This is a genomic window from Streptomyces sp. NPDC041108 (assembly GCF_055592645.1).
Genome location: NZ_JBVIYK010000020.1, coordinates 34,009 through 59,098, shown reverse-complemented (window position 1 = coordinate 59,098; position 25,090 = coordinate 34,009). Strand labels below are relative to the sequence as shown.

Sequence of the window (25,090 nt, the reverse complement as noted above, 5' to 3'; positions counted from 1 at the left end):
ACCCTACAACTTCTCGCCATCTTTGTGCAGTTCGTGGGAAGGTGGTTATGAGACGACTCCAAGAGGAGATAAGCAAGGAGGAGTTGGTCGCCAACTTTCACAACATGGTTAAAGCTGCTGACTGTTGGTGACACCGAGACCGACCGTTCGCTCTCCCCTCCGGAGGGGAGCCGGGAGCTCGACCGGTCCGCACAGCCACAACTGAATGGATCAGCCACAACTGAATGCGCAGCCACAACTGAACAGCTACGGATTCCGCACCCATCACGAAAGGTCAGAAGATGTCCGGGCACCATGGGCGCCTGGACGTCCGCAGCAGGGCGTCGGCTACGGAGGCGGCGCCCTTCCGCTGTTCCCGGACCCGGCCGAGCGCGGCGAGCCGTACGGCCGACTCGTCGCCCAGCCACAGCACCGCCAGGTCCGAGGCGTCCAGCACGAGGTCCCCGTCCTCGCTCGTCGGCACGCAACTCGCCCCGTCCGGGCCCGCGTCCAGCCGGTAGCGCCCGTCCGCGAAGCCGCCCGCGTCGACGATCTCCAGCACCAGCGTCCCGGTCCCCGCGTAGGTACGCGCCTCAAGCGCCCGTACGACGTCCAGGATCCGTACCCACAGCCAGTCCGCCTGGGTGGTGACGCTCACGGCGCGCGGGTCGGGGAAGAGGTGCGGCAACAGGTCGTCGGGGGCCCGCCAGCCGGACTTGACCTTGGTGATCCAGTCGATCGAGCAGAGGTAGTGCCACAGAGCGCGCTCGGCGGCCGGGGTCGTCGCGATCAGCCAGTTGACGTCGGCCGTGTTCTGCGGCTGCTTCATCTGCCAGCTGTCGTCCGCCCCGTAGGAGACGAGGCCCTCGATCTCACCGGCGGCCGAGCGGTACACCGCGTAGAACGGATCGGTCCAGGAGGAGCTGGTCCGCAGGTCACCGGTGTTGACGCGCCACCAGCGCTCGTCGCGGCTCACCGCGCCGGGCAGGGCGTGGCGGAGCCGGTCGTGGAGGGCGGGGCCGAGCGCGCGTACGGCCGCGCCGTCGACGAGGTCGACCCGGCCGCCGTCCGCCGGGCCCGACCAGCGGGGGTCCAGGCCGGTGCGGGGCACGTCGACGGTGTACTCGGTGGTCCAGGTGGCCGGGCCGAAGCCGTAGCGGCCGTAGATCGGGTACTCGGCGGCGATCAGGGTGGCGACGACGTCACCCCGTTCCTTCGCGGCGGTGAGGTCCTGGGCCATCATCCGGGTGAGGAGGCCGCGGCGGCGGTGGGTGGGGCTGACCGTGACGTTCGAGATGGCGTCGGCGGGGACGGTCCGGCCGCCGACGACCGTGAGTTCCTGGGGGAACGAGCGGAACGTCGCGACCACCTGGGCGGTGTCGGCGGGGGTGAGGGGCGTGTGGGTGCGGGAATCGTCGAACGCGCCGAGGGTGCGGGACGGGTCGATGTGGAACGAGCGGTCCTTGAGCTCCTGTTCGGACAGGGACTCCGGGGCGCGGAGGAAGCCCGTGTTCAGGGCGTTCAGCCAGGCCGGGATCTCGTCCTCGGTGACGGGGCGTACGGCTATGTCGTGGGAGGAGCTCATGGGGCCACGCTAGGGGGCGCTCCGCGGTGTGTCTCGGGTTTTTTCTCGTCCTCCGCCGCCCCTGCCGCCCCTGCCCATCCCTCCCCCGGGGGCCGCGCCCCCGAGAAGACGGCCCTTCGGGTCCTGTGTTCTCAGGGGCGCACGCCGTCGCATCAGATCAGCAGGTCGTCCACCTGGGCCTCGCCCTCCCGGTAGCGGCGGGCGATCTCCGCGCTGCAGTCGTCGGCGGTGCGCTGGAGGCGCTGACGGCGGCCGGAGATCTGTCGCTCGTGGTGGACGAGACGGGCGCGACCGGCGGTGAGTTCGTCGTCGGTGCGGGCCTGGAGGTCGGAGAGTCCGACCTCGTCGAGCAGCTCGGCGGCGAGCCGGCGGTACTCCTCGCCGTACGGCGTGCCCACGGTGACATGCCGGGCCGAGGAGCGGTGCCGGGCCGGGGCGTCCGTGAGGATCGCCGAGAGACGGTCCACGAGCGCCGCCGGTTCGTCGGCGGTCGCGGGGTCAGTCGCGCCGCCCCGGCGGGCCAGTTCGGCGCGCAGGATGTCGATCCGGCCCTGGAGCAGCCGCCGCAGATAGCTGAGGTCGGCCTCGTCCCGCTGGGCGTCCCGGCGCAGCGCGCGCAGTTCGGGCAGCCGCAGCCGGGCCAGATCGTGCTCGGCCTGATCCGGCGGCGGCAGCGGTTCGCTGTCCGTGCGCTGGACCGGTGGCCGGCGGATACCGGGGCCGGGCCCCGGGGTCGTACGGGTAAACGTCGCAGTGCCCGGGGGCTGCCCGGTACTCGATGTGCTCATGCGCCTCAACCGTCCCCTCGACCGGTGTGTGTGAGCATGGTGCCACTCTCGGTGGCCGCTTTGTGACCGAGTCCCCGCGATCCACCCCAGATGGCCGGTAATGGATCAATGAGAAAGACCGGGCAAAGCGCCCCTCAAACCCGGGTGATCACAAACCCCCCGTACGAGGGACCCCTCGCACACGGTTGATGGACGTCGGCGGCATGATGGTCGGCATGCGTGCGGTGGTGCAGAGAGTCGACGGCGCGAGTGTCGTCGTCGACGGCGAGACGGTCGGGGAGATCCAGGGCGAGGGGCTGTGCGTCCTCGTCGGGGTGACGCACGACGACACCAAGGAGAAGGCGGCGCAGCTGGCCCGCAAACTGTGGTCCGTGCGGATGCTGCGTGACGAGAAGTCCTGCAGCGACGTGGCCGCGCCGCTGCTGGTGATCAGCCAGTTCACGCTGTACGGCGACGCGCGCAAGGGGCGCCGGCCCACCTGGAACGCGGCGGCGCCCGGCGACATCGCCGAGCCGCTGGTGGAGGAGGTCGTCGCGCAGTTGCGGGCCCTGGGGGCGACCGTGGCCACGGGGCGGTTCGGGGCGAGTATGCGGGTCGGTCTGACGAACGACGGCCCGTTCACGGTGCTGCTGGAGATGTAGGACGCCCGGGTGCCGCCGAGGAGCCACGAGGGGGCCTGGGAGAGGCCGGGTGGGGCCGCCTGGGGCCGGGTGGGGGCCCTAAGTCCGGGTGGGGGCGCAAGCCGGCGTACGGATGCCGGCGTGCCGCTCCCGTGCCGCCCGCGTGCCGTGCCCGTGCCGCCCCCGGCGGACGAGCTGCCCCGGCGGGCGGGGCCCCTGGGGGCCCCGCCGCTACGGCTCGACCACCGTCTCCTGCGCCGCGGCCGTCGTGTCCGCCATCAGCCTCGCGTCCACCGGCACGTTGCGCTTGATGAGCGCGAGGGCCACCGGGCCCAGTTCGTGGTGGCGTACGGACGTCGTGATGAAGCCGAGCTTGCGGCCGTCGGGGCCGTCGTCGGCGAGGCGGAGTTCCGCACCGCGCGGCGGGAGGTGGACCTCGCTGCCGTCGAGGTGGAGGAAGACCAGGCGGCGCGGGGGCTTGCCGAGGTTCTGCACGCGGGCGACGGTCTCCTGACCCCGGTAGCAGCCCTTCTGCAGATGCACCGCCGTACCGATCCAGCCCAGCTCGTGCGGGATCGTGCGGTGGTCGGTCTCGAAGCCGAGGCGGGGGCGGTGGTGCTCGACCCGCAGCGCCTCGTACGCGAGCAGACCCACCGCCGGGCCCGCCTTCTGCGCGTACGACTCCAGGTCGGCGCGCGGCAGGAACAGATCACGGCCGTACGGCGTCTCGCGGACGACCGTGCCCTGCGGGATCTCGGTGATCGAACCGGCGGGGAGGTGGACGACCGCGACGTCGTCCGTCCGGTCGGCCACGTCGACGCGGTAGAAGAACTTCATCGACTCCAGGTACGCGAGCAGCGCCTCCTGGGTGCCGGGCTCGACATGGGCCCAGACGGTGGTGCCGTCGTCGACCAGGTACAGCGCGTGCTCGATGTGACCGTTGGCGGAGAGGATCAGCGCCTCGGTGGCCTCGCCGACGGGGAGATCGCTGACGTGCTGGGTGAGGAGCAGGTGCAGCCAGCTGAGCCGGTCCTCCCCGGACACGGTGATCACGCCCCGGTGGGAGAGGTCGACGAATCCGGTGCCGTCGGCGAGGGTGCGCTGTTCGCGGAACAGGTCGCCGTAGTGCGCGGCGACACCTTCGTCCACGCCCTCGGCGGGGACGGCGCCGGGCAGGGACAGCAGAGGGCTCTTCATACGCCAAGCCTACGACTCGGTAGTTGAACCCTTGGAGGTCGATCCCCCGACAGACGACGCGCCCTCGACGGACACGCCCTCGACGGACGCACCCTCGGCGCGCGCGGCCCCGCGCGAGCAGTCCTGGCAGCGGCCGAAGATCGCGAAGTGCTTCATGTCGGTGTCGAAGCCGAACGTCTCGCGCAGCTTGGCCGTGAAGTCCGCCGCCACCGACACGTCCGCCTCGATCACGTTCGTGCAGTCCCGGCAGACGAGGTGGATGTGGTGGTGCCGGTCCGCCAGGTGGTACGTCGGCGCGCCGTGCCCCAGATGGGCATGGCTGACCAGCCCCAGCTCCTCCAGCAGCTCCAGGGTCCGGTAGACGGTGGAGATGTTGACCCCCGACGCCGTCTTGCGCACTTCCACGAGGATGTCGTCGGGGGTCGCGTGCTCAAGGGTGTCCACGGCTTCGAGCACGAGTTGCCGCTGCGGCGTCAGCCGGTAGCCGCGCTGCCTGAGGTCACTCTTCCAGTCGGTGCTCACCACACCTCAGAGTCTAGGACTACTTGAAGAAGGCGATGCCGTCGTCCGGCATGTCGTCCGGGAGGGCCTTCGCCCAGCGCTCGACGTCCTCGGGGGTGACGACCTTCTTCAGGTGCGCGGACATGTAGGGGCGCAGCTCCACGTCGGGCGTCGCCTTCTCGCCGACCCACATCAGGTCGCTGTGCACATAGCCGTACAGCCGCTTGCCGCCACTGTAGGGACCCGAGGCCGCCGTACGCGCGACCGCGTCCGTGACCACGTCGATCTGCGGCTTCTGCTTGGCCAGCTCGCCGTACCAGACCTCGACGACGCCGTCGTCCCGGGTCATGACGATCTCGACCTTGCGGTCGGCGTCGATGCGCCAGAATCCGGACTCGGTCTCCAGCGGACGGACCTTGTTGCCGTCCTTGTCCAGCACCCAGGTGTGGGAGTGGTACTCCAGGAAGTCCCGGCCGTCGTGGGAGAAGGTGACCTCCTGGCCGAAGTTGCACTTCTCGGCACCGGGGAAGTCGTGGACGCCCGCGCCCGCCCAGTCGCCGAGCAGAAAGGCGAGGGGGACGAGGTCCTTGTGCAGGTCGGACGGGATCTCGATCATGAGTGGCGTTCCTGGATGTCCTCGACGTGGGTCAGCGCTGGCCCTGGTACAGCTTCTTCACGGTCAGACCGGCGAAGGCGAGAACGCCGACGGCGACCAGGACCAGCAGGATTTCGAAGAAGAGTTCCACGGGGTGCTCCTCGGATGAGCGGGGGTTCGGTACTGCACAAGGCCGGGCCCCAGCTTACGCGGCCGGGGTCCGGGGTTCGCCGCGAGGTGGCCTTCGCCGCTCGGCGGCCACGATGATCACGGCGCGGACTACCATGCGGCCATGGCGAAGAAGCTCGTGATCAAGGTGACGGCCGGGGCGGACGCCCCCGAGCGCTGCTCCCAGGCCTTCACGGTGGCCGCCGTGGCCGTGGCCAGCGGGGTGGAGGTGTCCCTGTGGCTGACCGGCGAGTCCGCGTGGTTCGCGCTGCCGGGCCGGGCCGCCGAGTTCGAACTGCCGCACGCCGCCCCGCTCCCCGACCTTCTCGACTCGGTCCTCGCGGGCGGCAGGCTCACCCTGTGCACGCAGTGCGCCGCCCGCCGCGACATCACCGAGAAGGACGTCATCGAGGGCGTCCGGATCGCGGGGGCGCAGGTGTTCGTGCAGGAGGCGCTGGCGGACGACGCCCAGGCGCTCGTCTACTGAGCGCCGGGGATCCGTCGGCGGGGCCCTAGGGTCTCGGCCGTCTCCTGCCGTCCAGCTCGTCCCACCACTCGTCGGACTTCGGGTCACCGGAGGGGTCGTCCCACCAGCGGTCGTCGGGGCCGCGCCGGTTGGCGACGACCGCGGCCAGCGGCGGGATGACCATGGCCACCACGCACATGCCGACCGCGACCGGGACCGACCAGAGGCGTACGACGCCCCAGGCCAGGACGAAGAGCGCGAGGCACGTGCCCATCATGGCGAAGTAGGCGTGGCGCCGTCGGGCGTACATGTCTCCAGCGTAGGCCCGGACACGGCCGAGGGCCGTACCCCGGGTAGGACACCAGGGGTACGGCCCTCGGCCGTTCGGGAACAACCGCCTCAGACGGCGATCGCGACCTCCGCCAGGCCGCCCTGCTCGGCGACGACGGTACGGTCGGCGGTGCCGCCGGGGACGAGCGCGCGGACGGTCCAGGTGCCCTCGGCCGCGTAGAAGCGGAACTGGCCCGTCGCGGAGGTCGGGACCTCCGCCGTGAACTCGCCGGTCGAGTCCAGCAGCCGGACGTAGCCGACCACCGGCTCGCCGTCGCGGGTCACCTGGCCCTGGATCGTGGTCTCACCGGGCTTGATCGTCGAGGCGTCCGGGCCGCCGGCCTTCGCTCCACACATGTCTTTCTCCAAAGAGGTCTGACCGGAGGGGAAGGCCGGTCGGGATGAACGGGGTGTTCGCTTGCTACGGGTACCGCTGGGTGGGGCCGGGTCCTACTTGTTGGCGCCGAGCTCGATCGGGACGCCGACGAGGCTGCCGTACTCGGTCCAGGAGCCGTCGTAGTTCTTGACGTTCTCCACGCCGAGCAGCTCGTGCAGGACGAACCAGGTCAGCGCGGAGCGCTCACCGATGCGGCAGTAGGCGATGGTGTCCTTCGCCAGGTCGACCTGCTCGTCGGCGTACAGCTCCTTGAGCTGGTCGTCCGACTTGAAGGTGCCGTCGTCGTTGGCGTTCTTCGACCACGGGATGTTGCGGGCGCTGGGCACGTGGCCCGGACGCTGGGACTGCTCCTGCGGCAGGTGGGCCGGGGCGAGCAGCTTGCCGGAGAACTCGTCGGGCGAGCGCACGTCGACCAGGTTCTGCGAGCCGATCGCGGCGACGACGTCGTCACGGAAGGCGCGGATCGCGGTGTTCTGCGGCTTGGCCTTGTACTCGGTGGCGGGGCGCACCGGCACCTCGTCGGTCAGCTCGCGGGCGTCCAGCTCCCACTTCTTGCGGCCGCCGTCGAGCAGCTTGACGTTCTCGTGGCCGTACAGCTTGAAGTACCAGTAGGCGTACGAGGCGAACCAGTTGTTGTTGCCGCCGTAGAGGACGACGAGGGTGTCGTTGCCGATGCCCTTCTCCGACAGGAGCTTCTCGAAGCCCTCCTGGTCGACGAAGTCACGGCGCACCGGGTCCTGGAGGTCCTTCGTCCAGTCGATCCGGATGGCGTTCTTGATGTGGTTCTTCTCGTACGCGGTCGTGTCCTCGTCGACCTCGACGATGGCGATGTTCGGGTCGTCGAGGTTGGCCTCGACCCAGTCGGCGTCTACCAGGACGTCGCTGCGGCTCATGCTCTTTCTCCTCCGGGGCAGTTACGGCGGGGTGCGGGTGCCTCCGGCGGTTCGGCCGGCGGCGCGCAGGGATGGGCCCTGGCTCGAACAGGGCAGGCATCGGGGGACACGGCGGCAGGACTCCGCCGCTCGCTCAGAAAGTGCGACAGAGCATGGCGGCGACGCGGCACAGGTCTACTGCCCGCCGCTTCGTGAGATCCGCCTGTCGCTTCATGACTGTCGATCGTAGGGACGGACAGGCGGACGTGTCACCGGTGTGTCGGATATTGAGACGCGATCGTCCGCGATGTGGGACCAGATGGGCGTACGCGCTGCCGACGCAGCGGTTCCCGAGGGGTGTAGTGATCGTCACAGCTGCCCTGCGGACATGACCGTCTCGCCACTCGGACACCGCAGGTCCGTCCACCGTCCCCGGATCCCGCCCCCGTACTACCCGGCGAGCCTGACGTTCGAACCCCGGACCGTGATGTCCACGCCGTCCGACGCGGCCTCGACCTTGTCGAGCTTGATGCCGCCGGGGAGGCCGTCGATCTTCTGCTCGAAGTCGGTGATCGAACGGACCTGGCCCTCCGCGGCCTCCACGACGAGGTTCGGCAGGTTGTCGGCGTGCACCTTCACGGTGTCGCCGTCGACGGTGACCGTGCTGAGCACCGGGTAGGTCGTCGACTTGCCCAGGAAGGCGACCTTGATGTCGACCTTGACCTTGCCCTTGCCGCCGTCGGAAAGACCGACGACCTGGGCGGTCGCGCCGGGGAGGATCTGGGTCGGCGCGGACTTGGCGGCCTTGAGGAGTTCGTCGTACGTGATGGTCGCGGTGCCGGTGGCCGTGGCGGCGGTGGCGGAGCTGTAGTCGCTGGAGAAGGCGACGCCGTGCATGTTCGCCTTCAGGTCGGCGATACGGATGCTCTCGTCGCCCTTGCCGGTGGTCGCCTCGTAGTCCTCGATGCCGACCTCGACGTCGTCGAGTTCGCCGCTCGCGACCTGGGTGAGGAACGGGAAGCCCTTGATGGAGACGTCGGGGGTGGTCGCGAGGCCCTCGCTGGTCTTCAGCTGCTCGGCCGCCTCGTCCTCGGCGAAGCCGACGGCCACGCGGTCGGCGATCACGAAGAGGCCGCCCAGGATCACGGCGACGATGACAAGTATTCGCAGTGCGCGCATGTCTCGGTGTTCCCCACGTAGTCCACTCGGCGTTCGGCCCGGCGTCCGGCCCGGCGTTCGGTTCCGCTCCAACCACCTGAGTGGCCGTTCTCCGCGAGAGTAATCGGGCGGGTATGAAGGCGGGGTGGGCCGGATCGCCTTGTTGATCAGCTGTGACAGGGGCGGGGCGGCCGCGGGGGAGGTGTGCTGAGTGCGGGTCCGGTGGGGGCTGGTCGCGCGGTTCCCCGCGCCCCTGGAAAGCAGGGGCTGCGCCCCATGCTTTTCAGGCCCGCAGCCCCGTCGCTCTTCAGGCCCGCAGGGCCTGGGCTTTCAGGGGCGCGGGCAACCGCGCGAGAAGCCCCACGCACCCGCACCCGACAACGCGCCCTCGTCAGGCCAACGCACGACCCAGCAGATACACCGCCGGGGCCGCGGCCGTCAGCGGCAGGGCCACCCCCGCGGTGAAGTGGACGAAGCGCGAGGGGTAGTCGTACGCCGCGACCCGGTGCCCGATCAGCGCGCAGAGGCCCGCCCCGGCGCCGAGGAGGGCACCGGAGGTGCCGAGGCCGGTCCCACCGCCGACGGCGATGCCGGCGCCGGCCGCCGCCAGCAGGGACACGACCACCGACGCCGGCGTGGGCAGCGGCAGGGCGCGGGCCACCACGGCCACCGCCACCGCGACCCCGCCCACGGTCACCGCGTCCGCCACCGCCGCCAGATAGCCGGTCGCGATGATCGACAGCGCCGCCGAGGCCACCGTCGCCATCAGGCCGTACATCCGCTCGTCCGGGTCCGCGTGGCTGCGCAGTCCGAGCACGATGGCGAGCAGCACCCACACACCGAGCGTCCCGAGGATCGCGGCGGGCGCGTGCTCCCGTCCGGCCACGAACAGAGCCGCGTCCGCCGCGAGGGCACCCGCGAAGGCCAGCACGATGCCCTGCCGGGCCGGCCACATGCCGTTCAGCCGGAACCAGCCCGCCGCGGTCACGGCCTGGAGGATCACCAGCGGCACGGCGAGGGCGTACTCGCCGATCGCCGCCGCACCGGCCAGCAGCAGGCCCAGTACGGCCGTGATCAGCGCCGGCTGCATCCCGGGCTCGATGATCGGCGACCGCCCCTCGGCCCGCGCCCGCTGGGCGTCGGTGACCCGGGTGTTGCCGGTCAGCGTGGGCGGCCCGTAGCCGGGCTCGGGCGCGGCGGCGGGGTCCGTCCGGGGCGGCGCGGGCGTCTGCGGCTGGGCCTGCGGAGCCGTCTGCGGCGCCTGCTGCCCGTACGGGTCGTACGGGCCCTGCTGCCCCGGCTGCCCGTCCTGGCCCGGCTGCCCGTACCGCGCGCTCGGGCCGTCCGACTGCTGGGGCAGGTACGCCGTCTCCGTCAGATGGGCGGCGGGTGGGGTCTGGGGCTGGAGCTGGGTCTCCCAGGTCTGGCCCTCCCACTGCTGGGTGTACTGCTGGGCGTGGGCGGCCTGGCTCTCGTCGTAGCCCTGCCACTCGGGCTGGGCCTGGGCCCCGTACTGCTGCGCCCGCTGGTACTCGTCGTAGCCCTGGTGGCCCTCGTACCCGTACGGCTGGTTGCTCATGATGTGGGGGTCACCCTCCTGCGAACGGCGGAAGCACCTCGACCGTGCCGCCCTCGGCCAGACGTACCGTCTCATGGGCGCGGGTGCCCACCGGGTTGCCGTCGACGAGGAACGAGCAGCGCCGCAGGACGCGGACGAGTTCGCCGGGGTGTCGCTCGCGGGCCGCGTTCAGGGCCTCCGCGAGGGTGGCCGCGTCGTAGGGCTCCTCGGCGAGGCCGGCTGCGGACTTGGCCGCGGCCCAGTAGCGGACGGTGCCCTTTGGCATCTGCGTTCCTCTGTATTAGTCGTGACGGGGATCAGGCTACGGGGCGGGCGGCGCGGCGGGGAAACCGCGGGTGAGCGAGAACTTCTCGCCCCCGGAGCGGCACGGCCGCCGGCGTCCGTTCACTCCGACCTCCCCGATATCCACTCCCCGACGCGGGCCAGCAATTCCGCGCTCGCCGCGTTCTCCGCGTGCCCCATCCCCCGCTCCAGCCACAACTCGCCGTTCTCGCCGGCCGCGGTCGCCAGCATTTCGGGATGGTCGGTCGGAAAGTAGCCGTCGCTGTCGCCGTGGACCACCAGGAGCGGGGTCGGGGCGATGAGGGGGACGGATTCGACCGGGGAGAGGGGGACGGGGTCCCAGTCCCGGTCGTGGATACGGGTGCGGAAGCCGTAGCGGCCGAGCAGGCGGCCCTCGGGGCGGGTGATGAGCCAGTGGACCCGGCGCATGGGGGCCGTGCCGCGGTAGTACCAGCGGGCGGGGGCGCTGACGGAGACCACCGCGTCGGGGCCGTCGGGCAGGGCCGCGTGGCGCAGGACGACCGAGCCGCCCATGGAGAACCCGACCGTGGCGACGCGCTCGTGCCCGAGGGCGCGGGCCCAGCCGACCGCCGCCGCGAGATCGAGCACCTCGCGGTCGCCGACCGTGGAGCGGCCGCCGGACCGTCCGTGGCCCCGGAAGGAGAAGGTGACGACGGACCCGTACCGCGTGAGCGCCCGCACCACCCTCCGAACATGTGGGCGATCGGCGTGCCCCGTGAAGCCGTGTGCGACGACGACGGCGAGATGGCCGGAGGATGTAGTTCCGGTGTCGGCGGAGCCGTTGTATACAACGAGTTTCGGATCGTATACGGCCTCGATGTTCACCCCGTCGTCAGTGCGCAGAAACCTACGCAAAGGGGTTCGGGGCGGCCCCGCACTCGTTCGACCGGCCGTCTCAGAGTTCGGAATGTCGGAAGATCGCGTCACATGGCCTGCCGGACCAGCACTCATGTGGGCTATTCTGCTGGACAGAGGACTCGGGCAATGTTGCCCCCGGGTCCTTTTGTGCTTTCGGAAGCGTTGTATACGAGCGGGAAACGCCAGGTGACCGCAGGTATACGGGCCCCGGGATCGCAGAGCAGAACACTGATCGGCACCGCATGCGGGATCGCGGTGGCGCACAGTGCCACACACGTCCTCGCAGGGACCGAGGAGGAACCAGACGTATGAGTTCTCTGCTGCTCCTGACCAATGCCCTCCAGCCTTCCACGGAGGTGCTTCCGGCCCTCGGCCTGCTGCTGCACAACGTGCGCGTGGCCCCGGCCGAAGGCCCCGCCCTCGTCGACACCCCCGGTGCCGACGTCATCCTGATCGACGGTCGCCGCGACCTCCCACAGGTCCGCAGCCTGTGTCAGCTGCTCCGCTCCACGGGCCCCGGCTGCCCCCTCATCCTGGTCGTCACCGAGGGCGGCCTCGCCGCCGTCACCGCCGACTGGGGCATCGACGACGTCCTCCTCGACACCGCCGGCCCCGCCGAGGTGGAGGCCCGGCTGCGGCTGGCCATGGGCAGGCAGCAGATCGTCAACGACGACTCCCCCATGGAGATCCGCAACGGCGATCTCTCGGTGGACGAGGCTACCTACAGCGCCAAGCTCAAGGGCCGCGTCCTCGACCTCACCTTCAAGGAGTTCGAGCTCCTCAAGTACCTCGCCCAGCACCCGGGCCGCGTCTTCACCCGCGCCCAGCTGCTGCAGGAGGTCTGGGGCTACGACTACTTCGGCGGTACGCGCACGGTCGACGTCCACGTACGGCGGCTGCGCGCCAAACTCGGTCCCGAGCACGAGTCCCTGATCGGGACGGTCCGCAACGTCGGTTATCGATTCGTTACGCCCGAGAAGGCGGAGCGCGCCGGTGAGGACACCAAGAGCAGGGCCGCCTCCTCAAAGGCGGAGGATGCGGACGAGACGGCGCCCCTGGAGGCCGTCGAGATCACGGCCGAGGCGTAGTGGCGGTCCCGCCGGGCTTCGTACGCGCCGGTAACCCATCGGTGTGCCGGCGTACGCCCTGCCCAGCGGCGATCCATCCGCGTAGACTCCGCGCGTGGCCAAGGTGACTCGGGATGACGTGGCAAGACTGGCGGGTACATCGACCGCCGTCGTGAGCTACGTCATCAACAACGGACCCCGGCCGGTCGCCCCGGCCACGCGCGAGCGTGTCCTCGCCGCGATCAAGGAACTGTCGTACCGGCCCGACCGCGTCGCCCAGGCGATGGCCTCCCGGCGCACGGACCTCATAGGCATGATCGTGCCGGACGCGCGCCAGCCCTTCTTCGGCGAGATGACCCACGCCGTGGAGCAGGCCGCCGCCGAGCGCGGAAAGATGGTGCTCGTCGGCAACACCGACTACGTCGCCGAGCGCGAGGTCCACTATCTGCGGGCGTTCCTCGGGATGCGGGTCTCCGGACTGATCCTCGTCAGCCACGCCCTCAACGACAACGCGGCCGCCGAGATAGAGGCGTGGGACGCACGGGTCGTGCTGCTGCACGAGCGGCCCGAGGCGATCGACGACGTGGCCGTGGTGACCGACGACATCGGCGGCGCGAAGCTCGCCGTGGAGCACCTCCTCTCGCACGGGTACGAGTACGTCGCCTGTCTGGGCGGCATCGCCGAGACCCCGCTCGTCGGCGACCCCGTCTCCGACCACGTCGAGGGCTGGCGGCGCGCCATGGACGAGGCCGGGATCCCCACCGAGGGCCGGCTCTTCCAGGCTCCCTACAACCGGTACGACGCCTACCAGGTGGCGCTCAAGCTGCTGGCCGGGCCGGGCCGGCCGCCGGCGATCTTCTGCTCCACCGACGACCAGGCGATCGGGGTGCTGCGGGCCGCGCGCGAGCTGCGCATCGAGGTGCCGAGCGAGTTGGCCGTCGTCGGGTTCGACGACGTCAAGGAGGCGGCGCTGACCGATCCGCCGCTGACGACGATCGCGACGGACCGTACGGGGATGGCACGGGCGGCGGTGGACCTGGTGCTCGACGACGGGATCCGGGTGGCCGGGTCCCGGCGCGAGCGGGTGAAGCTGTTCCCGTCGACGCTCGTGGCCCGGCGGTCGTGCGGGTGCGCGTAGCCCTTCGGGCGCGTGCGGTCCCTCGGGCGCGTGCGGTCCCTCGGCCGCGTGCAGTCCCTCGGGCGCGCGTGAGCCTGCGGGTGCGATCGACCCCGCGGGTGCGCTCGGCCCTGCGGGGCACTGACCGCGGCATCCGATTGCGGCTGGTCGCGCGGCAATTCCTTGTTTTCCCATGCCCGTCGGGCCCGGCGCCTTTATCTGGGGCGAACGAGCTTCTGGTTCGGTTCTCAGGGAGCACTCAGGAACGTCTCATGGTCGGGCGGCAGGCTCTGAGTCATGACCGAGAGCTTCCGCCGCAGCGGCGAGTACGAGAACCCCTACCAGGGGCAGCAGCAGCACTCCGGGTACGCCCAGGGCGAGACCCAGCAGCAGCCCGCGTACCTCCAGCAGCAGCCCGCTTCCGCCCCGGTGAACCCGGAGTGGCCGCCTCCGCCGGCGTACGAGCCGGCCTCGGCGACAGCGTCGGCGGGGACGGGAGCGGCGACGGTGACGGCGCCCGTGTCGAGAAGGCGGAGCCGGGGTCCGATCGCGCTGGTGGCGGCCGTGGCGTTCGTCGCGGCGGCGATCGGCGGCGGTACGGCGTACGGCATCCAGGAGCTGACCGGCACGAGCAGCGCGGCCTCCAGCTCCACCAGCACGAGCGTGGTGCCGACCAGTCAGAAGGGCACCGTCTCCGGGGTCGCCTCGGCGGTCAGCCCGAGCATCGTGGAGATCAACGCCGGCTCGAACGCGGGTGAGTCCACCGGTTCCGGTGTGATCATCACCAGCGACGGCGAGATCCTCACCAACAACCACGTCATCGCCGGCGCCTCCCAGATCAAGGTGTCGACGAGCAACGGCAAGACCTACACGGCCGAGGTCGTGGGCACGGACAGCAAGAAGGACCTCGCCCTCATCAAGCTGCGGAACGCCTCCGGGCTGAAGACCGCCACGCTCGGCGACTCCGCCGGCGTCAAGGTCGGCGACCAGGTCGTGGCGATCGGCTCCCCCGAGGGTCTGACCGGCACGGTCACCAGCGGCATCGTCTCCGCCCTCGACCGTGACGTGACCGTCTCGACGGACGAGAGCCAGGGCCAGCAGCAACAGCAGGGCGGTGGCGGCGGGCAGTGGCCGTTCGAGTTCGGCGGTCAGCAGTTCAACGGCGACACGGGTTCGTCGACGACGACGTACAAGGCCCTCCAGACGGACGCGTCGCTGAACCCGGGCAACTCCGGGGGCGCCCTCATCGACATGAACGGCAACATCATCGGCATCAACTCGGCCATGTACTCCGCCGCGGACGCCTCCTCCTCCGGTGCCGGCAGCGTGGGCCTCGGCTTCGCGATCCCGATCAACACGGTCAAGGCCGACCTGAGCACTCTGCGGGCGGGCGGCTCGGACTGAGGTCCCCCGCTTCCGAGCAGGCCCGTGCCATCCCATCCAGCCCCGTGCAGTCCAAGGAGTTCGACATGATCACGCAGATCTCGCACGACGTGGAGACCGCCGGCGACCCGGCCGGGCCGGCTCTCGCGCTCGCGGTGGCGGCCGAGCTGCACCCGGCGGTGACGAGGGCACCCGAGGTGGCGTCCACCGTCGCCGCCCCGGCCCGCCGCGCCACGGCCGGCCGGCCCCGCCGTCGCACGGTCCGCGGCTGATCCGCACGCGCTACTGCGCGGCCGGGTGACATGCAAGGCTAGGACGAGACCGCGCGACCAGCCCCTACGGCGCCCCGGCCCGTACCCCACCCCACACGAGGAACGACACCCACATGAGCCCCGCCGAAGGTGCCCCCGAACCCCAGCGCATCCTCATCGTCGACGACGAGCCGGCGGTGCGCGACGCGCTCAAGCGCAGCCTCGCCTTCGAGGGCTACGGCACCGAGGTCGCCGTCGACGGCGCGGACGCGCTGGAGAAGGCGGCCGCGTACCGGCCGGACCTGGTGATCCTCGACGTCCAGATGCCGCGGATGGACGGGCTGACCGCGGCCCGCCGTATCCGCGGCGCAGGCGACACGACCCCGATCCTGATGCTCACGGCCCGCGACACGGTCGGCGACCGCGTCACCGGCCTCGACGCCGGCGCGGACGACTACCTGGTCAAGCCGTTCGAACTGGACGAACTCTTCGCCCGGGTACGGGCGTTGCTGCGCCGCAGCACCTACGCGACCGCCCTCGCCGACACCGCCGAGGCGGACGAGGCGGACGAGGCGCTCACCTTCGCGGACCTGCGGATGGACCTGGCGACGCGCGAGGTCACGCGGGGGGCGCGCCCGGTGGAGCTGACCCGTACGGAGTTCACGCTGCTGGAGATGTTCATGGCGCACCCGCGCCAGGTCCTCACGCGTGAGCAGATCCTGAAGGCGGTCTGGGGCTTCGACTTCGAGCCGTCCTCCAACTCCCTGGACGTGTACGTCATGTACCTGCGCCGCAAGACCGAGGCGGGCGGCGAGCCGCGGCTCGTGCACACGGTGCGGGGTGTCGGGTACGTCCTGCGACAGGGCGGCGCGGAGTGAGAAGGCTCCTGGGCCGCTACCGGTCCCTGCCGATCAGGGCCCGGCTGTCGATGCTGGTCGCGGCGGCGGTGGCGTTCGCGGTGGCGGCGGTGTCGGTGACCTGTTGGTTCATCGTGCAGGGGAAGCTGTACGACCAGCTCAACGATGACCTGAAGAAGTCCGTGGGCATGATGCGGAACGCGGCCGAACGGGCGGTCAACTCCTGCACGCAGGTCCCGGCGGAGAACGACGGCCGCCAAGGCCCGCAGAACGCCTACTTCCAGGTGGTCCTGGAGGACGGAACGCCCTGTGTCCTGCCCTTCTCCGCCGGCTTGGTGAACGTCAGCGAGGACGACGAGGAGATCGTCAGCGACCCGCAGCGTGATCTGACCCTCTACCGCAACGGCACCGACTCGGAAGGTGCCGACGTACGGATCATGACCACGCCGGTGACACTCACCGACCAGACCACCGGGGAGACGTCCAACGCGGCGATCGTCGTCGCGCTCCCCCTCAAGGGCACCCAGTCCACCCTCAACGACCTCGCCCTGATCCTCCTCCTGGTCTCCGGCATCGGAGTCGTCGGTGCCGGAGCGGCCGGTCTGGCCGTGGCGCGTGCGGGTCTCCGACCGGTCGACAAGCTCACCGAAGCCGTCGAACACGTGGCGCGCACCGAGGACCTGAGCATCCGCATCCCCGTGGAGGAGCGGAGCGAGGACGAGGTCGCCCGCCTCTCCCGGTCCTTCAACTCGATGACGAGCGCCCTCGCCAGCTCCCGCGAACTGCAACAGCAGCTGATCGCCGACGCCGGCCACGAACTCCGTACGCCCCTGACGTCGCTCCGGACGAACATCGAACTCCTCACCCGCAGCGAGGAGACGGGCCGCCCCCTCCCGGCGGACGACCGCAAGGCCCTGCTCGCCTCGGTGAAGGCCCAGATGACCGAACTGGCCGCGCTGATAGGCGACCTCCAGGAGCTGTCGCGCTCGGAGTCGGGTCAGCAGGGCGGCCGGCACCTCCAGGTGGTCGACTTCCAGGAGACCGTGGAGGCGGCCCTGCGCCGGGCCCGGCTGCGAGGCCCCGAGCTGACGATCACGGCGGACCTCCAGCCCTGGTACGTCCGCTCCGAACCGTCCGCCCTGGAGCGGGCCATCGTCAACATCCTCGACAACGCGGTGAAGTTCAGCCCCGAGGGCGGCACGATCGAGGTCTCGCTGAATGCGGGTGTCCTGACGGTCCGCGACCACGGCCCCGGCATCCCCGCCGACGAACTCCCCCACGTCTTCGACCGCTTCTGGCGCTCCCCCGGCGCGCGGGCCCTGCCGGGTTCGGGACTCGGCCTGTCCATCGTGGCCCGCACGGTCGAGCAGGCGGGCGGCGAGGTCTCGTTGTCCCGCGCGGACGGCGGCGGCACGCTGGCGACGGTACGGCTCCCGGGGGCGGCGACTCCGCCGCCGGAGGGGCCGGTGGGGGCCTGAGCGGGGCCTGAGCGGCGATGCGGGCCGGGGTGCTCGGGGTCAGTGGAAGCCGAGCATTCCGGGGGAGTCGATGTCGATGGCGAGTACGCCGGGCGGGTAGTCGTCCTCGCGTCCTGTCAGGATGATGGACATGCCGCCCGTCTCCAGATGCGGCGTGGCGACGTAGAGAGCGTGACAGATATCGGCTCCGCCCCATCCGTCACGCACCATCCCACCCACCGTCACAGCGGCTGTCTGCCCGAGTGGGTCCACCTGGATGCCCGGCAGCGCGAGCAGTGCCCGTCCCACACCCTCGTCCTTCTCCTCTGCCCTCATGAGGCACAGGGAGGGAATGTGCAACCAGTTCCCGGGGGTGTGCGCGACGTTGTCCGCGAGGCGTTGCAGGGCCTCGTGGCCGCGAGCGAGCGCGAGGGCCGCATCCGTGTCGAGCACGATCACGCGGCGCGCCCCCGGTCCGAGCGCGTCATCTCGCGGCCGGAGTGCATCTTCTCCGCAGCCATCGCGTAGATGTTGGCCAGGACGTCCGGCCCGCTGTCGAACTCCTCGTCCGTGAGCGTGCACCCCATGCGCTCACGGAGCACCTTGCGTGTGGCCGCGACCCGCTCCGCGATCTGCTCCGCCGTCGGCTGCTCCGAGGCCAGCTGCTCGATGAGCTGGCCGAGGGTCATGCCGCGTTCCTTGGCGACCTGGGCGAGGTGATCGCGGGCCTGCTTGGACACCTGGATGGTGGTACTTTCTGCCATGGAGCCACCATAGTCACACCACGGCCAGGGTGCCCCCCGTTTCCGGGCTGCATTCACCACGAGGTGCTCAGTCAGCCGCGACGACCTCGACGAAGGCGGACCAGGCCCCGGCGGAGAACAGGAGCGGACGGCGGTCCGGGACCTTGCTGTCCCGGACGGGGACTATGCCGGGGACTCCGTCGGTGACTTCGAGGCAGTTCGTTCCGCCCCCGTCGCTGTACGACGACTTGCGCCACACAGCGGCGCTGAGGTCGAGGGTCCGGTTCATGATCTGCGCTCCTCCAGAAGTCGTTTGATGAACGCGATCGACTCGGCCGGAGGCAGCGCCGCGTCCCGAACGAGATCGTAGGACAGCCGGAAGGCCAGGACCCTGTCCGGATCATCGATCAACTCGCCGATCCCATTGCCCTCCGCGTAGGCGACGGGATCGCCGGTTCGCTGCCAGAAAAGCCAGAGGTGGCTGTCCATGAGGTCGTGCACACCAGCCGACCAGGGCACGACCTGAATCGTGACGGAGGGCAACTCCGCGGTCTCCACCAGGTGCGAGAGCTGGTCCTTCCACACCTTCAGCTTCGGCACGGGCCGCCGCACCGCCCCCTCGTCGAGGATCACGCGGATGCTCGGCGCCGGTTGTCGGTACAGCAGCTCCTGCCGCCCCATCCGCGCAGCCACCTGCTCCTCGATCGCATCGCTGTTGCCTGCCGTTGTCTGGGCTCCAGACAACCCCGACAACACCGTGCGGGCGTAGTCCTCGGTCTGCAAGATGCCCGGCACGCGCAGCTGGAACATCCACATGATCCGAGCCGTCGCCTCCAGCTCCATGAACGCCTTGTACTTGTCCTTGATCACCTCCTTGCGCGCGTCCCGCCAGAGGCGAACCAGCAGGCCGGCCGACCCGTAGTAGGTGTCCAGGTCCTCCATCACCGCCCGCTTGGAGAGCCTCTCCCCCTTCTCCAAGCGGTAGAGATAGCTCTTGTCGTACGACGTCTCCGCCGCCAGCTGGGCCAGCGTCTTGCCCGCCTTCTCGCGCAGGAGCAGCAGTGTCCGCCCGAGCGCCACTCGCCCCGATTCCGGCTCCTCGTCAACGACTTCGCCCATGTCACCCCTCACCGTTGTCTGGGGCGCCAGACAACGCCGACCCCCTTCCGCAGCGTACGTCTCACCCGTGACGATCGGAACACGAACGGTAATCACCGCTCGTCAGGCCGCCCCTGAAAAAACCCTGAGACGAAAGCTGAGGCACCGCCATGCGCGCACTCGTCGTCCGGCTCTGCGAGGCACTGCTCCGCTGGGCCGCGCCCGGTCCACCGCCGCCCGAGGCGGAGGAGTCGCCGGAACCCGCCCCTCCTCGCCCGCCCCACAAGCCCGTCGACATCTGGCCCTTCGAGCGCTACGACACCCTCGTACGGCCTTACGTGCTCAGCGCGGAGGAGCTGTACAGCAACGACGTCTTCGGCTACCACCGCATCGAGGTCCCCGCATGATGCACGGACTGCGCCTGCTGCCCTGGACCACCCCCGACGGCAAGCCCTGCTATCTGGACCCGGACACCGCGCACCCCGGGGCCCTCTCCCTCCTGGCGGACAGCGTGGAGGTGTCCCAACTCGGCTCGGCGAAAGAGGTGCTGGCCGGGAGCCGGGCCGTACTGGGGGACGCGGCGGCCGGGGAGCGGGCGGTGCGGTTCGCGCTGACACGGGCGGTGGAGTCGTTGGAGGACGTGCTGCGGATCGCGGTCAGCAGGGGGCGCCGAATCGGCGAGGACGGCCCCTAGTCGGGAAGGTCGACGTGCAGGACCCCGTCGACTCCTTCGGGGGTTGCCTCGTCGGGGTCCAGGCTGCCGGCGAAGAAGGCGTACCGTTCGCCGATCAGCGGGCTCAGGATGGCGCCGGCGCCGTACCAGTCGAGGTCCAGGTCGCGCATGCGCATGTGGCTGGGGCCTCGTCGCAGGTGCAGGTTGTGGCCGAAGACCAGGGTCGGGCCGCGGCCCGCCTCGATGGCGCGGATGTCGAGGAGGTTCTCGACCATGAGGGCGTCGCGGGTGGCGAGGAGGCGGGATATGCGGACGCTCTCTTCGAGGGGCTGCGCCAACTGCCTGTGATAGCGCAGCAGGCCGAGACCGGCGGTGAGGTTTGTCTTCGCCCTGAACCACTCGGCACGTGAGGTCGCCGCGATCAGTTCCGGCGCGCGGGCGTGGAACTCGGTGAGCAGGTCGTCCGCGAGGCAGCGGAGCGTCTCGGCCTCCGCCGTGGCGCCGAGGGACATGGCCGGGTCCATGACGGCCTCCGTACGACTCCACCGGTCGTCGTCACCCGCGAGGCTCGCCAGATCGACGGCGGCCGCGGAGGCGAGGGAGAGAGACAGGGTGGGGGCGGGGCCTCCTCCGCGGGTCAGGTAGGCGCGGGCGTGTTCGAGGTAGCGGCGTGGGCTGGGCGCGCTCAGGTTCTCCATCTCGGCGTCGAAGCCGTGGAAGGCGAGGCGTTCCGCCGGCGGGCGGGTCCGGTTGTAGTCACGCATCCAGGTGATCAGTTGCCGGTTTGGGGCCATCTCGCCGCGGCCGAACGCGATGCCTTCGCGCATCACCTCGTCGAAGTCGCCGGTTCCCTCCTGGACGTGGTCGTTCAGGGCCAGCGCGGGGACGCGGTCGGTTTCGAGGGCGATCGAACGGAAGCCGTGCTCGACGAGTCGGGCGAACAGGTCGTTGCGGAGGCGGGGGAAGGCCGGCTCCGTGTGTGTCGGTTCGCCGAGGGCCAGCAGGTCGCATGACGGGGCCACGAAGTCTCGAATGTCCTGACTCATGAGCCTCAATCGTATCCTTGTAAGGGTCGGTTGAGGCTTGGGGAGCGAGAACTGCGCAGGCTTGGTCATCGACTCCCGTAAAGTCTCAAAGCGGTGATGACCTTGCGCCCTTCCGACCTCGCCCGCGAGCACGGCCTGTCGACCCAGGCGGTCCGCAACTACGAGCGGGACGGGTTCCTCCCGGCCGCCGAGCGCACACGCAGCGGCTACAGGGTCTACACCGAGGTGCACGCTGCGGCGCTCCGCGCCTTCCTCGCCCTCGTTCCGGCCTACGGCCACTCGGCGGCCGGGCAGATCATGCGTGCCCTGCACGAGGGCTCCCTCGACGACGCCCTGCTGATCATCGACCGTGGTCACAGCCGGTCGCTCCGCGACCGGGAGACCCTCGACGCGGTCCGGGACACGGTGGACCACCTGATGGCGGAGGGGCCGCCGGCACAGTCGCCGGCGGGGCCCGACCCTCTCACGATCGGCGACCTCGCCCACCGGCTCCGGCTCACCCCGGCGACCCTACGCAACTGGGAGAGCGCCGGCATCCTCATCCCCGCGCGCGACCCGCTCACCGGATACCGCCTCTACCGCGCGGACGACGTCCGGGACGCGGAGCTGGCCCACCTCCTGCGGCGCGGCGGCTACCCCCTGGACCACATCGCCACCGTCGTCCGACAGATCCGGACGGCTGGTGGCACCGACGCCCTGTCCGCCGCATTGGACGCGTGGCGACTGAGGCTGACCGCACGGGGCGCCGCCATGCTCGACGCGGCGGCCCGCCTCGGCGAGTACCTGGACCTGCTCGGCCGCCGCCCTTGACGACCCCTCAGGGGCCCGAACCCCCACCCCGTGCCCCGTCACCGCGAGGATCTTGTGTGACGTGTTCGTGACACGTTTCTGAGGAGGACCTGAGAAGGCTCTGACGCCGCTGTGAGGTCGGTCGTGTTCGCTACCGGTGAGTTCCACGAGTTCTTACGTTCCCCAGACGACAGAACCGGTGACCGCCGACGCCGGCGTACAGCAGTAGGAGCACACCGCCATGCGAACCGCACTCAAGGTCAAGGCATCCCTCAGGAAGGGCGCCCTCGTCGCCGCCTCCACCGCGCTGGCAGTGTCCGGCGTCCTGGCCGGCACCGGCTCCGCACAGGCGGCCGGCGGACCCGGCGGCGCCACGAACATCCGGGGCGTGGACCCCGGCAACACCGACTCGATGATCGAGCGGCTGTGCAACCAGAAGACGAGCCTGACGGGCGTGTACGGGGCCCTCAACGTCCGCACCGGCGAGTTCAAGACCCAGGACGAGTACCTGCGGGACGTCGTCGGGCTGTGGATGCCGGCCGGTGACTGGGAGACCTTCCGCGGCTGGTGCGGCAACGCGCAGGCGTCGACCTGGTCCATCACGGGCGCCGCCGTCCGCACCTCTCCCTGGATCGGCAACCGGGGGTCGCAGGCCGACAAGGAGACGTTCGTCAGCAGCTACAGCACCAAGACGTTCGCGAAGAAGAGCGTCGGCGCGGAGATCAGCCTGTCCGTGGCCAAGAGCATCTTCTCCGCCGGCGCGGGCGGCAGCTTCTCGTACGAGTGGGGCTGGGAGAAGTCGTCGAGCTTCGAGCGCCGCAGCGAGAAGGCGATCCCGCCGTGCACCCAGATCGCCATCACCTGGTCGCCGTACCAGCGCGTCGTCCGCGTCAACCCGATCTTCTACGTCGAGGACTACTCCTGGAACAAGGGCAACGGCGAGAAGACCGTGCACACCTGGCGCAACCGCTCCTACCGCACCATCTACTCGCACGGCTACTACATCGACGGCATCTCCGACAAGCTCCTGCCCAACGGGCAGCCCGACGGCCGCGAGGACAAGTGGGAGCAGAAGCTGGACCCGAAGACCTGCGCCAAGTGAGGCTGCCGCCGAGCCGCACGCCGCACCGGTGACGAAAAAAGGTTCCCCGCGCCCCCAGGAGGGCGCGGGGAACCTTTCTTTGGTGAGCGGCCCGCGGGACGGGTGGCTACTTGATGATCGTGATCCGGTTGGCGGCCGGGGGCGCGATCGGGCTGCTCGCCGAGGAGTTGGCCAGCAGGTACTGCTCCAGCGCGGCGAGGTCGTCCGCGCCGACCAGGTCGTTCGTGCCCTGGCCCAGCGTCGGGTAGCCGTCGCCGCCGCCCGCGAGGAAGCTGTTGGTGGCGACGCGGTAGGTGGCGTTCGGGTCGATGTCGGCACCGTTGAGCTTGATGGTGCTGACGACGACGCGGTCGGCGCCGGTCTTCGTGAGGTCGAGCGTGTACGTCAGACCGGACGACGGCAGCAGCACCTTCGGCGCGGCGGTGTTGGAACCGCTCACCTGCTCCTTGAGGACCTGGATGATCTGGGAGCCCTTGAAGTCCTGCAGGTTGACCGTGTTGGAGAACGGCTGGACGGTGAAGCCCTCGGCGTAGGTGACCACGCCGTCGCCCTCGGTGCCCTTGGCCGCGTAGGTGAGCGGCGCGCGCACCCCACCGGGGTTCATCAGCGCGAGGTCGACCTCCGGGTCCAGCGTCTTGCCGTACCAGAACTGCGCGTCGGCGATGAGGTCACCCATCGGGGTCTCCGTGCCGACGTTGGGCACATCGGCGGAGATGTAGCCGATGGTGCGGTTGCCGATGGGGGCGGCGAGGGTGTTCCACCTGCTGATGAGGGCCGTCATGTCGGCGGCCTTCGGGACGGTCCGGGTGACCACGTGGTTCGCGGACTTCACGGCCGTACGGGCGATGTCGCCGGTCTCACGGTCGTACGTCAGCGTCGTGTCGGTGTAGAGGCGGCCGAAGGACGCGGCCGAGGTGACCATGCGCGGCTTGCCCGCCGGGTCGTTGATCGTGCAGGCGTACGCGGCGTGCGTGTGGCCCGTGACGAGGGCGTCGACCTTCGGCGTGATGTTCTTGGCGATGTCGACGATCGGACCGGAGATGCCGTCACCGGCGCCGGGCGAGTCGCAGTCGTAGTTGTACGACTGGGAGGCGGGGGCACCGCCCTCGTGGATCAGCGCGACGACCGACTTGACGCCCTGGCCCTCCAGCTCCTTGGCGTACTTGTTGATCGTCTCGACCTCGTCCTTGAACTTGAGGCCCTTGACTCCCTCGGCGGAGACGACACCCGGGGTGTCCTCCAGCGTCACACCGATGAAGCCGATCTTGACGCCGTTCTTCTTCCACACCCAGTAGGGCTTCAGGAGCGGCTTGCCGGTCTTCTCCTCGATGACGTTCGCCGCGAGGTACGGGAAGTCGGCGCCCTTGAACTTCTTGCCGTCGACGTAGCAGCCGTCGACCTTGTGGCAGCCGCCCTTCTGCAGACGGCGCAGTTCCTTGGCGCCCTCGTCGAACTCGTGGTTGCCGACGCTCGTCACGTCGAGGTCGAGCCCGTTCAGCGCCTCGATGGTGGGCTCGTCGTGGAACAGGCCCGAGATCAGCGGGGAGGCGCCGACCATGTCACCGGCCGCGGCCGTGATCGAGAACTTCGCGTTGGCCTTGCGGGCCTCGCGCAGGTGCGTGGCCAGGTACTCGACACCACCGGCGTTGATCGTCGTGGTCGTACCGTCCTCGTGCAGCTCGGTCACCCGGCCCGAGGAACCGGCCGGCGGCTCCAGGTTGCCGTGCAGGTCGTTGAACGACAGCAGCTGCACGTCCTGGTAGCGCGGCTTGGTCTTGCCGGGCTTGTGCGACGGCGCCTCACCGGCGCTCGCCGGCATCGCGGCGGCCAGCGCCCCGACGGTCGCCAGGCCGGCCGCGGCGGCGAGGATCCGGTTGCGGCGGCCTCTGCGGCGCTGCGCTTGGGGTGTGGCTGACATGTGCCCCCCTGGATTCGTGAGAAGTAAGGAAAACGTGAGAACAGGCCCCGTCGGCCCGAAGCGTAGGGTCAACGCGCGTAGCGCGACAGGGGGTTCATGGTTACGACCTGGTTGCCGTCAGGGAGGAGTAACAACGAAACGGCACGTATGGGGGCACCGGATTCCCGCTTGTGCGACTCCCCCGCGGGACGCG

The 25,090-nt window shown here is 70.4% G+C and carries 30 protein-coding genes; 12 read left to right on the top strand and 18 right to left on the bottom strand.

The features are described 5' to 3' along the window. Positions 1-274: 274 nt before the first annotated feature. Positions 275-1,564 (bottom strand): GNAT family N-acetyltransferase, encoded by a 1,290-nt coding sequence (locus tag ACZ6BB_RS36615; protein WP_471619444.1) that lies wholly within the window; start codon positions 1,562-1,564, stop codon positions 275-277. Positions 1,565-1,716: 152 nt separating this feature from the next. Beyond that, a complete protein-coding gene (locus ACZ6BB_RS36610) occupies positions 1,717-2,352 on the bottom strand; it encodes an RsiG family protein (protein WP_471619443.1) in 636 nt (211 codons plus the stop codon). 215 nt (positions 2,353-2,567) lie between these two features. Here ACZ6BB_RS36610 and dtd point away from each other — a divergent pair, with 215 nt between their 5' ends. Next, positions 2,568-2,993, top strand: a complete 426-nt coding sequence (dtd, locus tag ACZ6BB_RS36605; RefSeq protein ID WP_471619442.1) for a D-aminoacyl-tRNA deacylase — start codon at positions 2,568-2,570, stop codon at positions 2,991-2,993. A 210-nt stretch (positions 2,994-3,203) separates the two neighbouring features. On the opposite strand, the gene ygfZ is transcribed toward dtd, so the two are convergent. The 3 genes from ygfZ to ACZ6BB_RS36590 are packed head-to-tail and all read right to left on the bottom strand — an operon-like array spanning position 3,204 to position 5,286. Next, positions 3,204-4,169 carry a CAF17-like 4Fe-4S cluster assembly/insertion protein YgfZ gene (gene ygfZ, locus ACZ6BB_RS36600; protein ID WP_471619441.1) on the bottom strand — a complete coding sequence of 322 codons (966 nt, stop codon included), beginning with the start codon at positions 4,167-4,169 and terminating at the stop codon, positions 3,204-3,206. A 9-nt stretch (positions 4,170-4,178) separates the two neighbouring features. Beyond that, positions 4,179-4,694 (bottom strand): Fur family transcriptional regulator, encoded by a 516-nt coding sequence (locus ACZ6BB_RS36595; RefSeq protein WP_471619440.1) that lies wholly within the window; start codon positions 4,692-4,694, stop codon positions 4,179-4,181. Positions 4,695-4,710: 16 nt separating this feature from the next. Further along, positions 4,711-5,286 (bottom strand): heme-binding beta-barrel domain-containing protein, encoded by a 576-nt coding sequence (locus tag ACZ6BB_RS36590; protein ID WP_005476868.1) that lies wholly within the window; start codon positions 5,284-5,286, stop codon positions 4,711-4,713. Positions 5,287-5,557: 271 nt separating this feature from the next. Here ACZ6BB_RS36590 and ACZ6BB_RS36585 point away from each other — a divergent pair, with 271 nt between their 5' ends. After that, positions 5,558-5,920, top strand: coding sequence for a DsrE family protein (locus tag ACZ6BB_RS36585; protein ID WP_059084269.1), 363 nt, complete (start codon positions 5,558-5,560; stop codon positions 5,918-5,920). Between the two features lie 25 nt (positions 5,921-5,945). Here the strand turns inward: ACZ6BB_RS36585 and ACZ6BB_RS36580 are convergent, their stop codons facing one another. The 7 genes from ACZ6BB_RS36580 to ACZ6BB_RS36550 form a co-directional block, all read right to left on the bottom strand. After that, positions 5,946-6,209, bottom strand: a complete 264-nt coding sequence (locus ACZ6BB_RS36580; RefSeq protein WP_005476872.1) for a DUF3099 domain-containing protein — start codon at positions 6,207-6,209, stop codon at positions 5,946-5,948. A gap of 89 nt (positions 6,210-6,298) precedes the next feature. Then, complete coding sequence (locus ACZ6BB_RS36575; protein WP_013002600.1) at positions 6,299-6,586, bottom strand: DUF1416 domain-containing protein; 288 nt, start codon at positions 6,584-6,586, stop codon at positions 6,299-6,301. A 93-nt stretch (positions 6,587-6,679) separates the two neighbouring features. After that, positions 6,680-7,519, bottom strand: a complete 840-nt coding sequence (locus tag ACZ6BB_RS36570; RefSeq protein ID WP_471619439.1) for a sulfurtransferase — start codon at positions 7,517-7,519, stop codon at positions 6,680-6,682. Between the two features lie 429 nt (positions 7,520-7,948). Next, positions 7,949-8,677 (bottom strand): LmeA family phospholipid-binding protein, encoded by a 729-nt coding sequence (locus tag ACZ6BB_RS36565; protein WP_471619438.1) that lies wholly within the window; start codon positions 8,675-8,677, stop codon positions 7,949-7,951. 370 nt (positions 8,678-9,047) lie between these two features. Continuing rightward, on the bottom strand, positions 9,048-10,235 hold the full coding sequence (locus ACZ6BB_RS36560; protein ID WP_471619437.1) for a hypothetical protein: 1,188 nt from the start codon (positions 10,233-10,235) through the stop codon (positions 9,048-9,050). A gap of 10 nt (positions 10,236-10,245) precedes the next feature. After that, complete coding sequence (locus tag ACZ6BB_RS36555) at positions 10,246-10,500, bottom strand: MoaD/ThiS family protein (RefSeq protein WP_471619436.1); 255 nt, start codon at positions 10,498-10,500, stop codon at positions 10,246-10,248. A gap of 119 nt (positions 10,501-10,619) precedes the next feature. Next, a complete protein-coding gene (locus ACZ6BB_RS36550; RefSeq protein ID WP_471619435.1) occupies positions 10,620-11,489 on the bottom strand; it encodes an alpha/beta hydrolase in 870 nt (289 codons plus the stop codon). A gap of 215 nt (positions 11,490-11,704) precedes the next feature. On the opposite strand from ACZ6BB_RS36550, the gene ACZ6BB_RS36545 reads away from it, so the two are divergent. From ACZ6BB_RS36545 to ACZ6BB_RS36520, 6 genes are all read left to right on the top strand, one after another. Next, complete coding sequence (locus ACZ6BB_RS36545; protein ID WP_471619434.1) at positions 11,705-12,484, top strand: response regulator transcription factor; 780 nt, start codon at positions 11,705-11,707, stop codon at positions 12,482-12,484. A gap of 94 nt (positions 12,485-12,578) precedes the next feature. After that, positions 12,579-13,601 carry a LacI family DNA-binding transcriptional regulator gene (locus tag ACZ6BB_RS36540; RefSeq protein ID WP_471619433.1) on the top strand — a complete coding sequence of 341 codons (1,023 nt, stop codon included), beginning with the start codon at positions 12,579-12,581 and terminating at the stop codon, positions 13,599-13,601. A 276-nt stretch (positions 13,602-13,877) separates the two neighbouring features. Then, on the top strand, positions 13,878-14,984 hold the full coding sequence (locus tag ACZ6BB_RS36535) for a S1C family serine protease (protein WP_471619432.1): 1,107 nt from the start codon (positions 13,878-13,880) through the stop codon (positions 14,982-14,984). Positions 14,985-15,049: 65 nt separating this feature from the next. Then, a complete protein-coding gene (locus ACZ6BB_RS36530; RefSeq protein ID WP_471619431.1) occupies positions 15,050-15,235 on the top strand; it encodes a hypothetical protein in 186 nt (61 codons plus the stop codon). A gap of 113 nt (positions 15,236-15,348) precedes the next feature. Beyond that, the gene (locus tag ACZ6BB_RS36525; RefSeq protein WP_471619430.1) at positions 15,349-16,092 is read left to right on the top strand and encodes a response regulator transcription factor; all 744 of its coding nucleotides are present in this window, start codon (positions 15,349-15,351) and stop codon (positions 16,090-16,092) included. Further along, positions 16,089-17,549 carry a HAMP domain-containing sensor histidine kinase gene (locus tag ACZ6BB_RS36520; protein WP_471619429.1) on the top strand — a complete coding sequence of 487 codons (1,461 nt, stop codon included), beginning with the start codon at positions 16,089-16,091 and terminating at the stop codon, positions 17,547-17,549. Before ACZ6BB_RS36525 ends, ACZ6BB_RS36520 begins: the two co-directional genes overlap by 4 nt. A gap of 39 nt (positions 17,550-17,588) precedes the next feature. Here the strand turns inward: ACZ6BB_RS36520 and ACZ6BB_RS36515 are convergent, their stop codons facing one another. From ACZ6BB_RS36515 to ACZ6BB_RS36500, 4 genes are all read right to left on the bottom strand, one after another. Then, the gene (locus ACZ6BB_RS36515) at positions 17,589-17,987 is read right to left on the bottom strand and encodes a PIN domain-containing protein (RefSeq protein ID WP_471619428.1); all 399 of its coding nucleotides are present in this window, start codon (positions 17,985-17,987) and stop codon (positions 17,589-17,591) included. Beyond that, positions 17,984-18,292: a hypothetical protein gene (locus tag ACZ6BB_RS36510; RefSeq protein WP_471619427.1), complete on the bottom strand. Its 309-nt coding sequence runs from the start codon at positions 18,290-18,292 to the stop codon at positions 17,984-17,986. The genes ACZ6BB_RS36515 and ACZ6BB_RS36510 overlap by 4 nt, the downstream gene beginning before the upstream one ends. A 67-nt stretch (positions 18,293-18,359) precedes the next feature. Then, the gene (locus tag ACZ6BB_RS36505; RefSeq protein WP_471619426.1) at positions 18,360-18,560 is read right to left on the bottom strand and encodes a DUF397 domain-containing protein; all 201 of its coding nucleotides are present in this window, start codon (positions 18,558-18,560) and stop codon (positions 18,360-18,362) included. After that, a complete protein-coding gene (locus ACZ6BB_RS36500) occupies positions 18,557-19,390 on the bottom strand; it encodes a helix-turn-helix domain-containing protein (RefSeq protein WP_471619425.1) in 834 nt (277 codons plus the stop codon). Before ACZ6BB_RS36500 ends, ACZ6BB_RS36505 begins: the two co-directional genes overlap by 4 nt. 149 nt (positions 19,391-19,539) lie before the next feature. Here ACZ6BB_RS36500 and ACZ6BB_RS36495 point away from each other — a divergent pair, with 149 nt between their 5' ends. Together ACZ6BB_RS36495 and ACZ6BB_RS36490 are read left to right on the top strand one after the other, a co-directional pair. Continuing rightward, positions 19,540-19,776 (top strand): hypothetical protein, encoded by a 237-nt coding sequence (locus tag ACZ6BB_RS36495; protein WP_471619424.1) that lies wholly within the window; start codon positions 19,540-19,542, stop codon positions 19,774-19,776. After that, positions 19,773-20,063, top strand: a complete 291-nt coding sequence (locus ACZ6BB_RS36490) for a hypothetical protein (protein WP_471619423.1) — start codon at positions 19,773-19,775, stop codon at positions 20,061-20,063. Before ACZ6BB_RS36495 ends, ACZ6BB_RS36490 begins: the two co-directional genes overlap by 4 nt. On the opposite strand, the gene ACZ6BB_RS36485 is transcribed toward ACZ6BB_RS36490, so the two are convergent. Next, complete coding sequence (locus tag ACZ6BB_RS36485; protein ID WP_471619422.1) at positions 20,060-21,088, bottom strand: erythromycin esterase family protein; 1,029 nt, start codon at positions 21,086-21,088, stop codon at positions 20,060-20,062. The genes ACZ6BB_RS36490 and ACZ6BB_RS36485 overlap by 4 nt on opposite strands. A gap of 96 nt (positions 21,089-21,184) precedes the next feature. On the opposite strand from ACZ6BB_RS36485, the gene ACZ6BB_RS36480 reads away from it, so the two are divergent. Next, complete coding sequence (locus ACZ6BB_RS36480) at positions 21,185-21,898, top strand: TioE family transcriptional regulator (protein WP_471619421.1); 714 nt, start codon at positions 21,185-21,187, stop codon at positions 21,896-21,898. A 220-nt stretch (positions 21,899-22,118) separates the two neighbouring features. Then, the gene (locus tag ACZ6BB_RS36475) at positions 22,119-22,979 is read left to right on the top strand and encodes a hypothetical protein (RefSeq protein WP_471619420.1); all 861 of its coding nucleotides are present in this window, start codon (positions 22,119-22,121) and stop codon (positions 22,977-22,979) included. 106 nt (positions 22,980-23,085) lie between these two features. Here the strand turns inward: ACZ6BB_RS36475 and ACZ6BB_RS36470 are convergent, their stop codons facing one another. Then, positions 23,086-24,897, bottom strand: a complete 1,812-nt coding sequence (locus ACZ6BB_RS36470; protein ID WP_471619419.1) for a bifunctional metallophosphatase/5'-nucleotidase — start codon at positions 24,895-24,897, stop codon at positions 23,086-23,088. Positions 24,898-25,090: the final 193 nt, after the last annotated feature.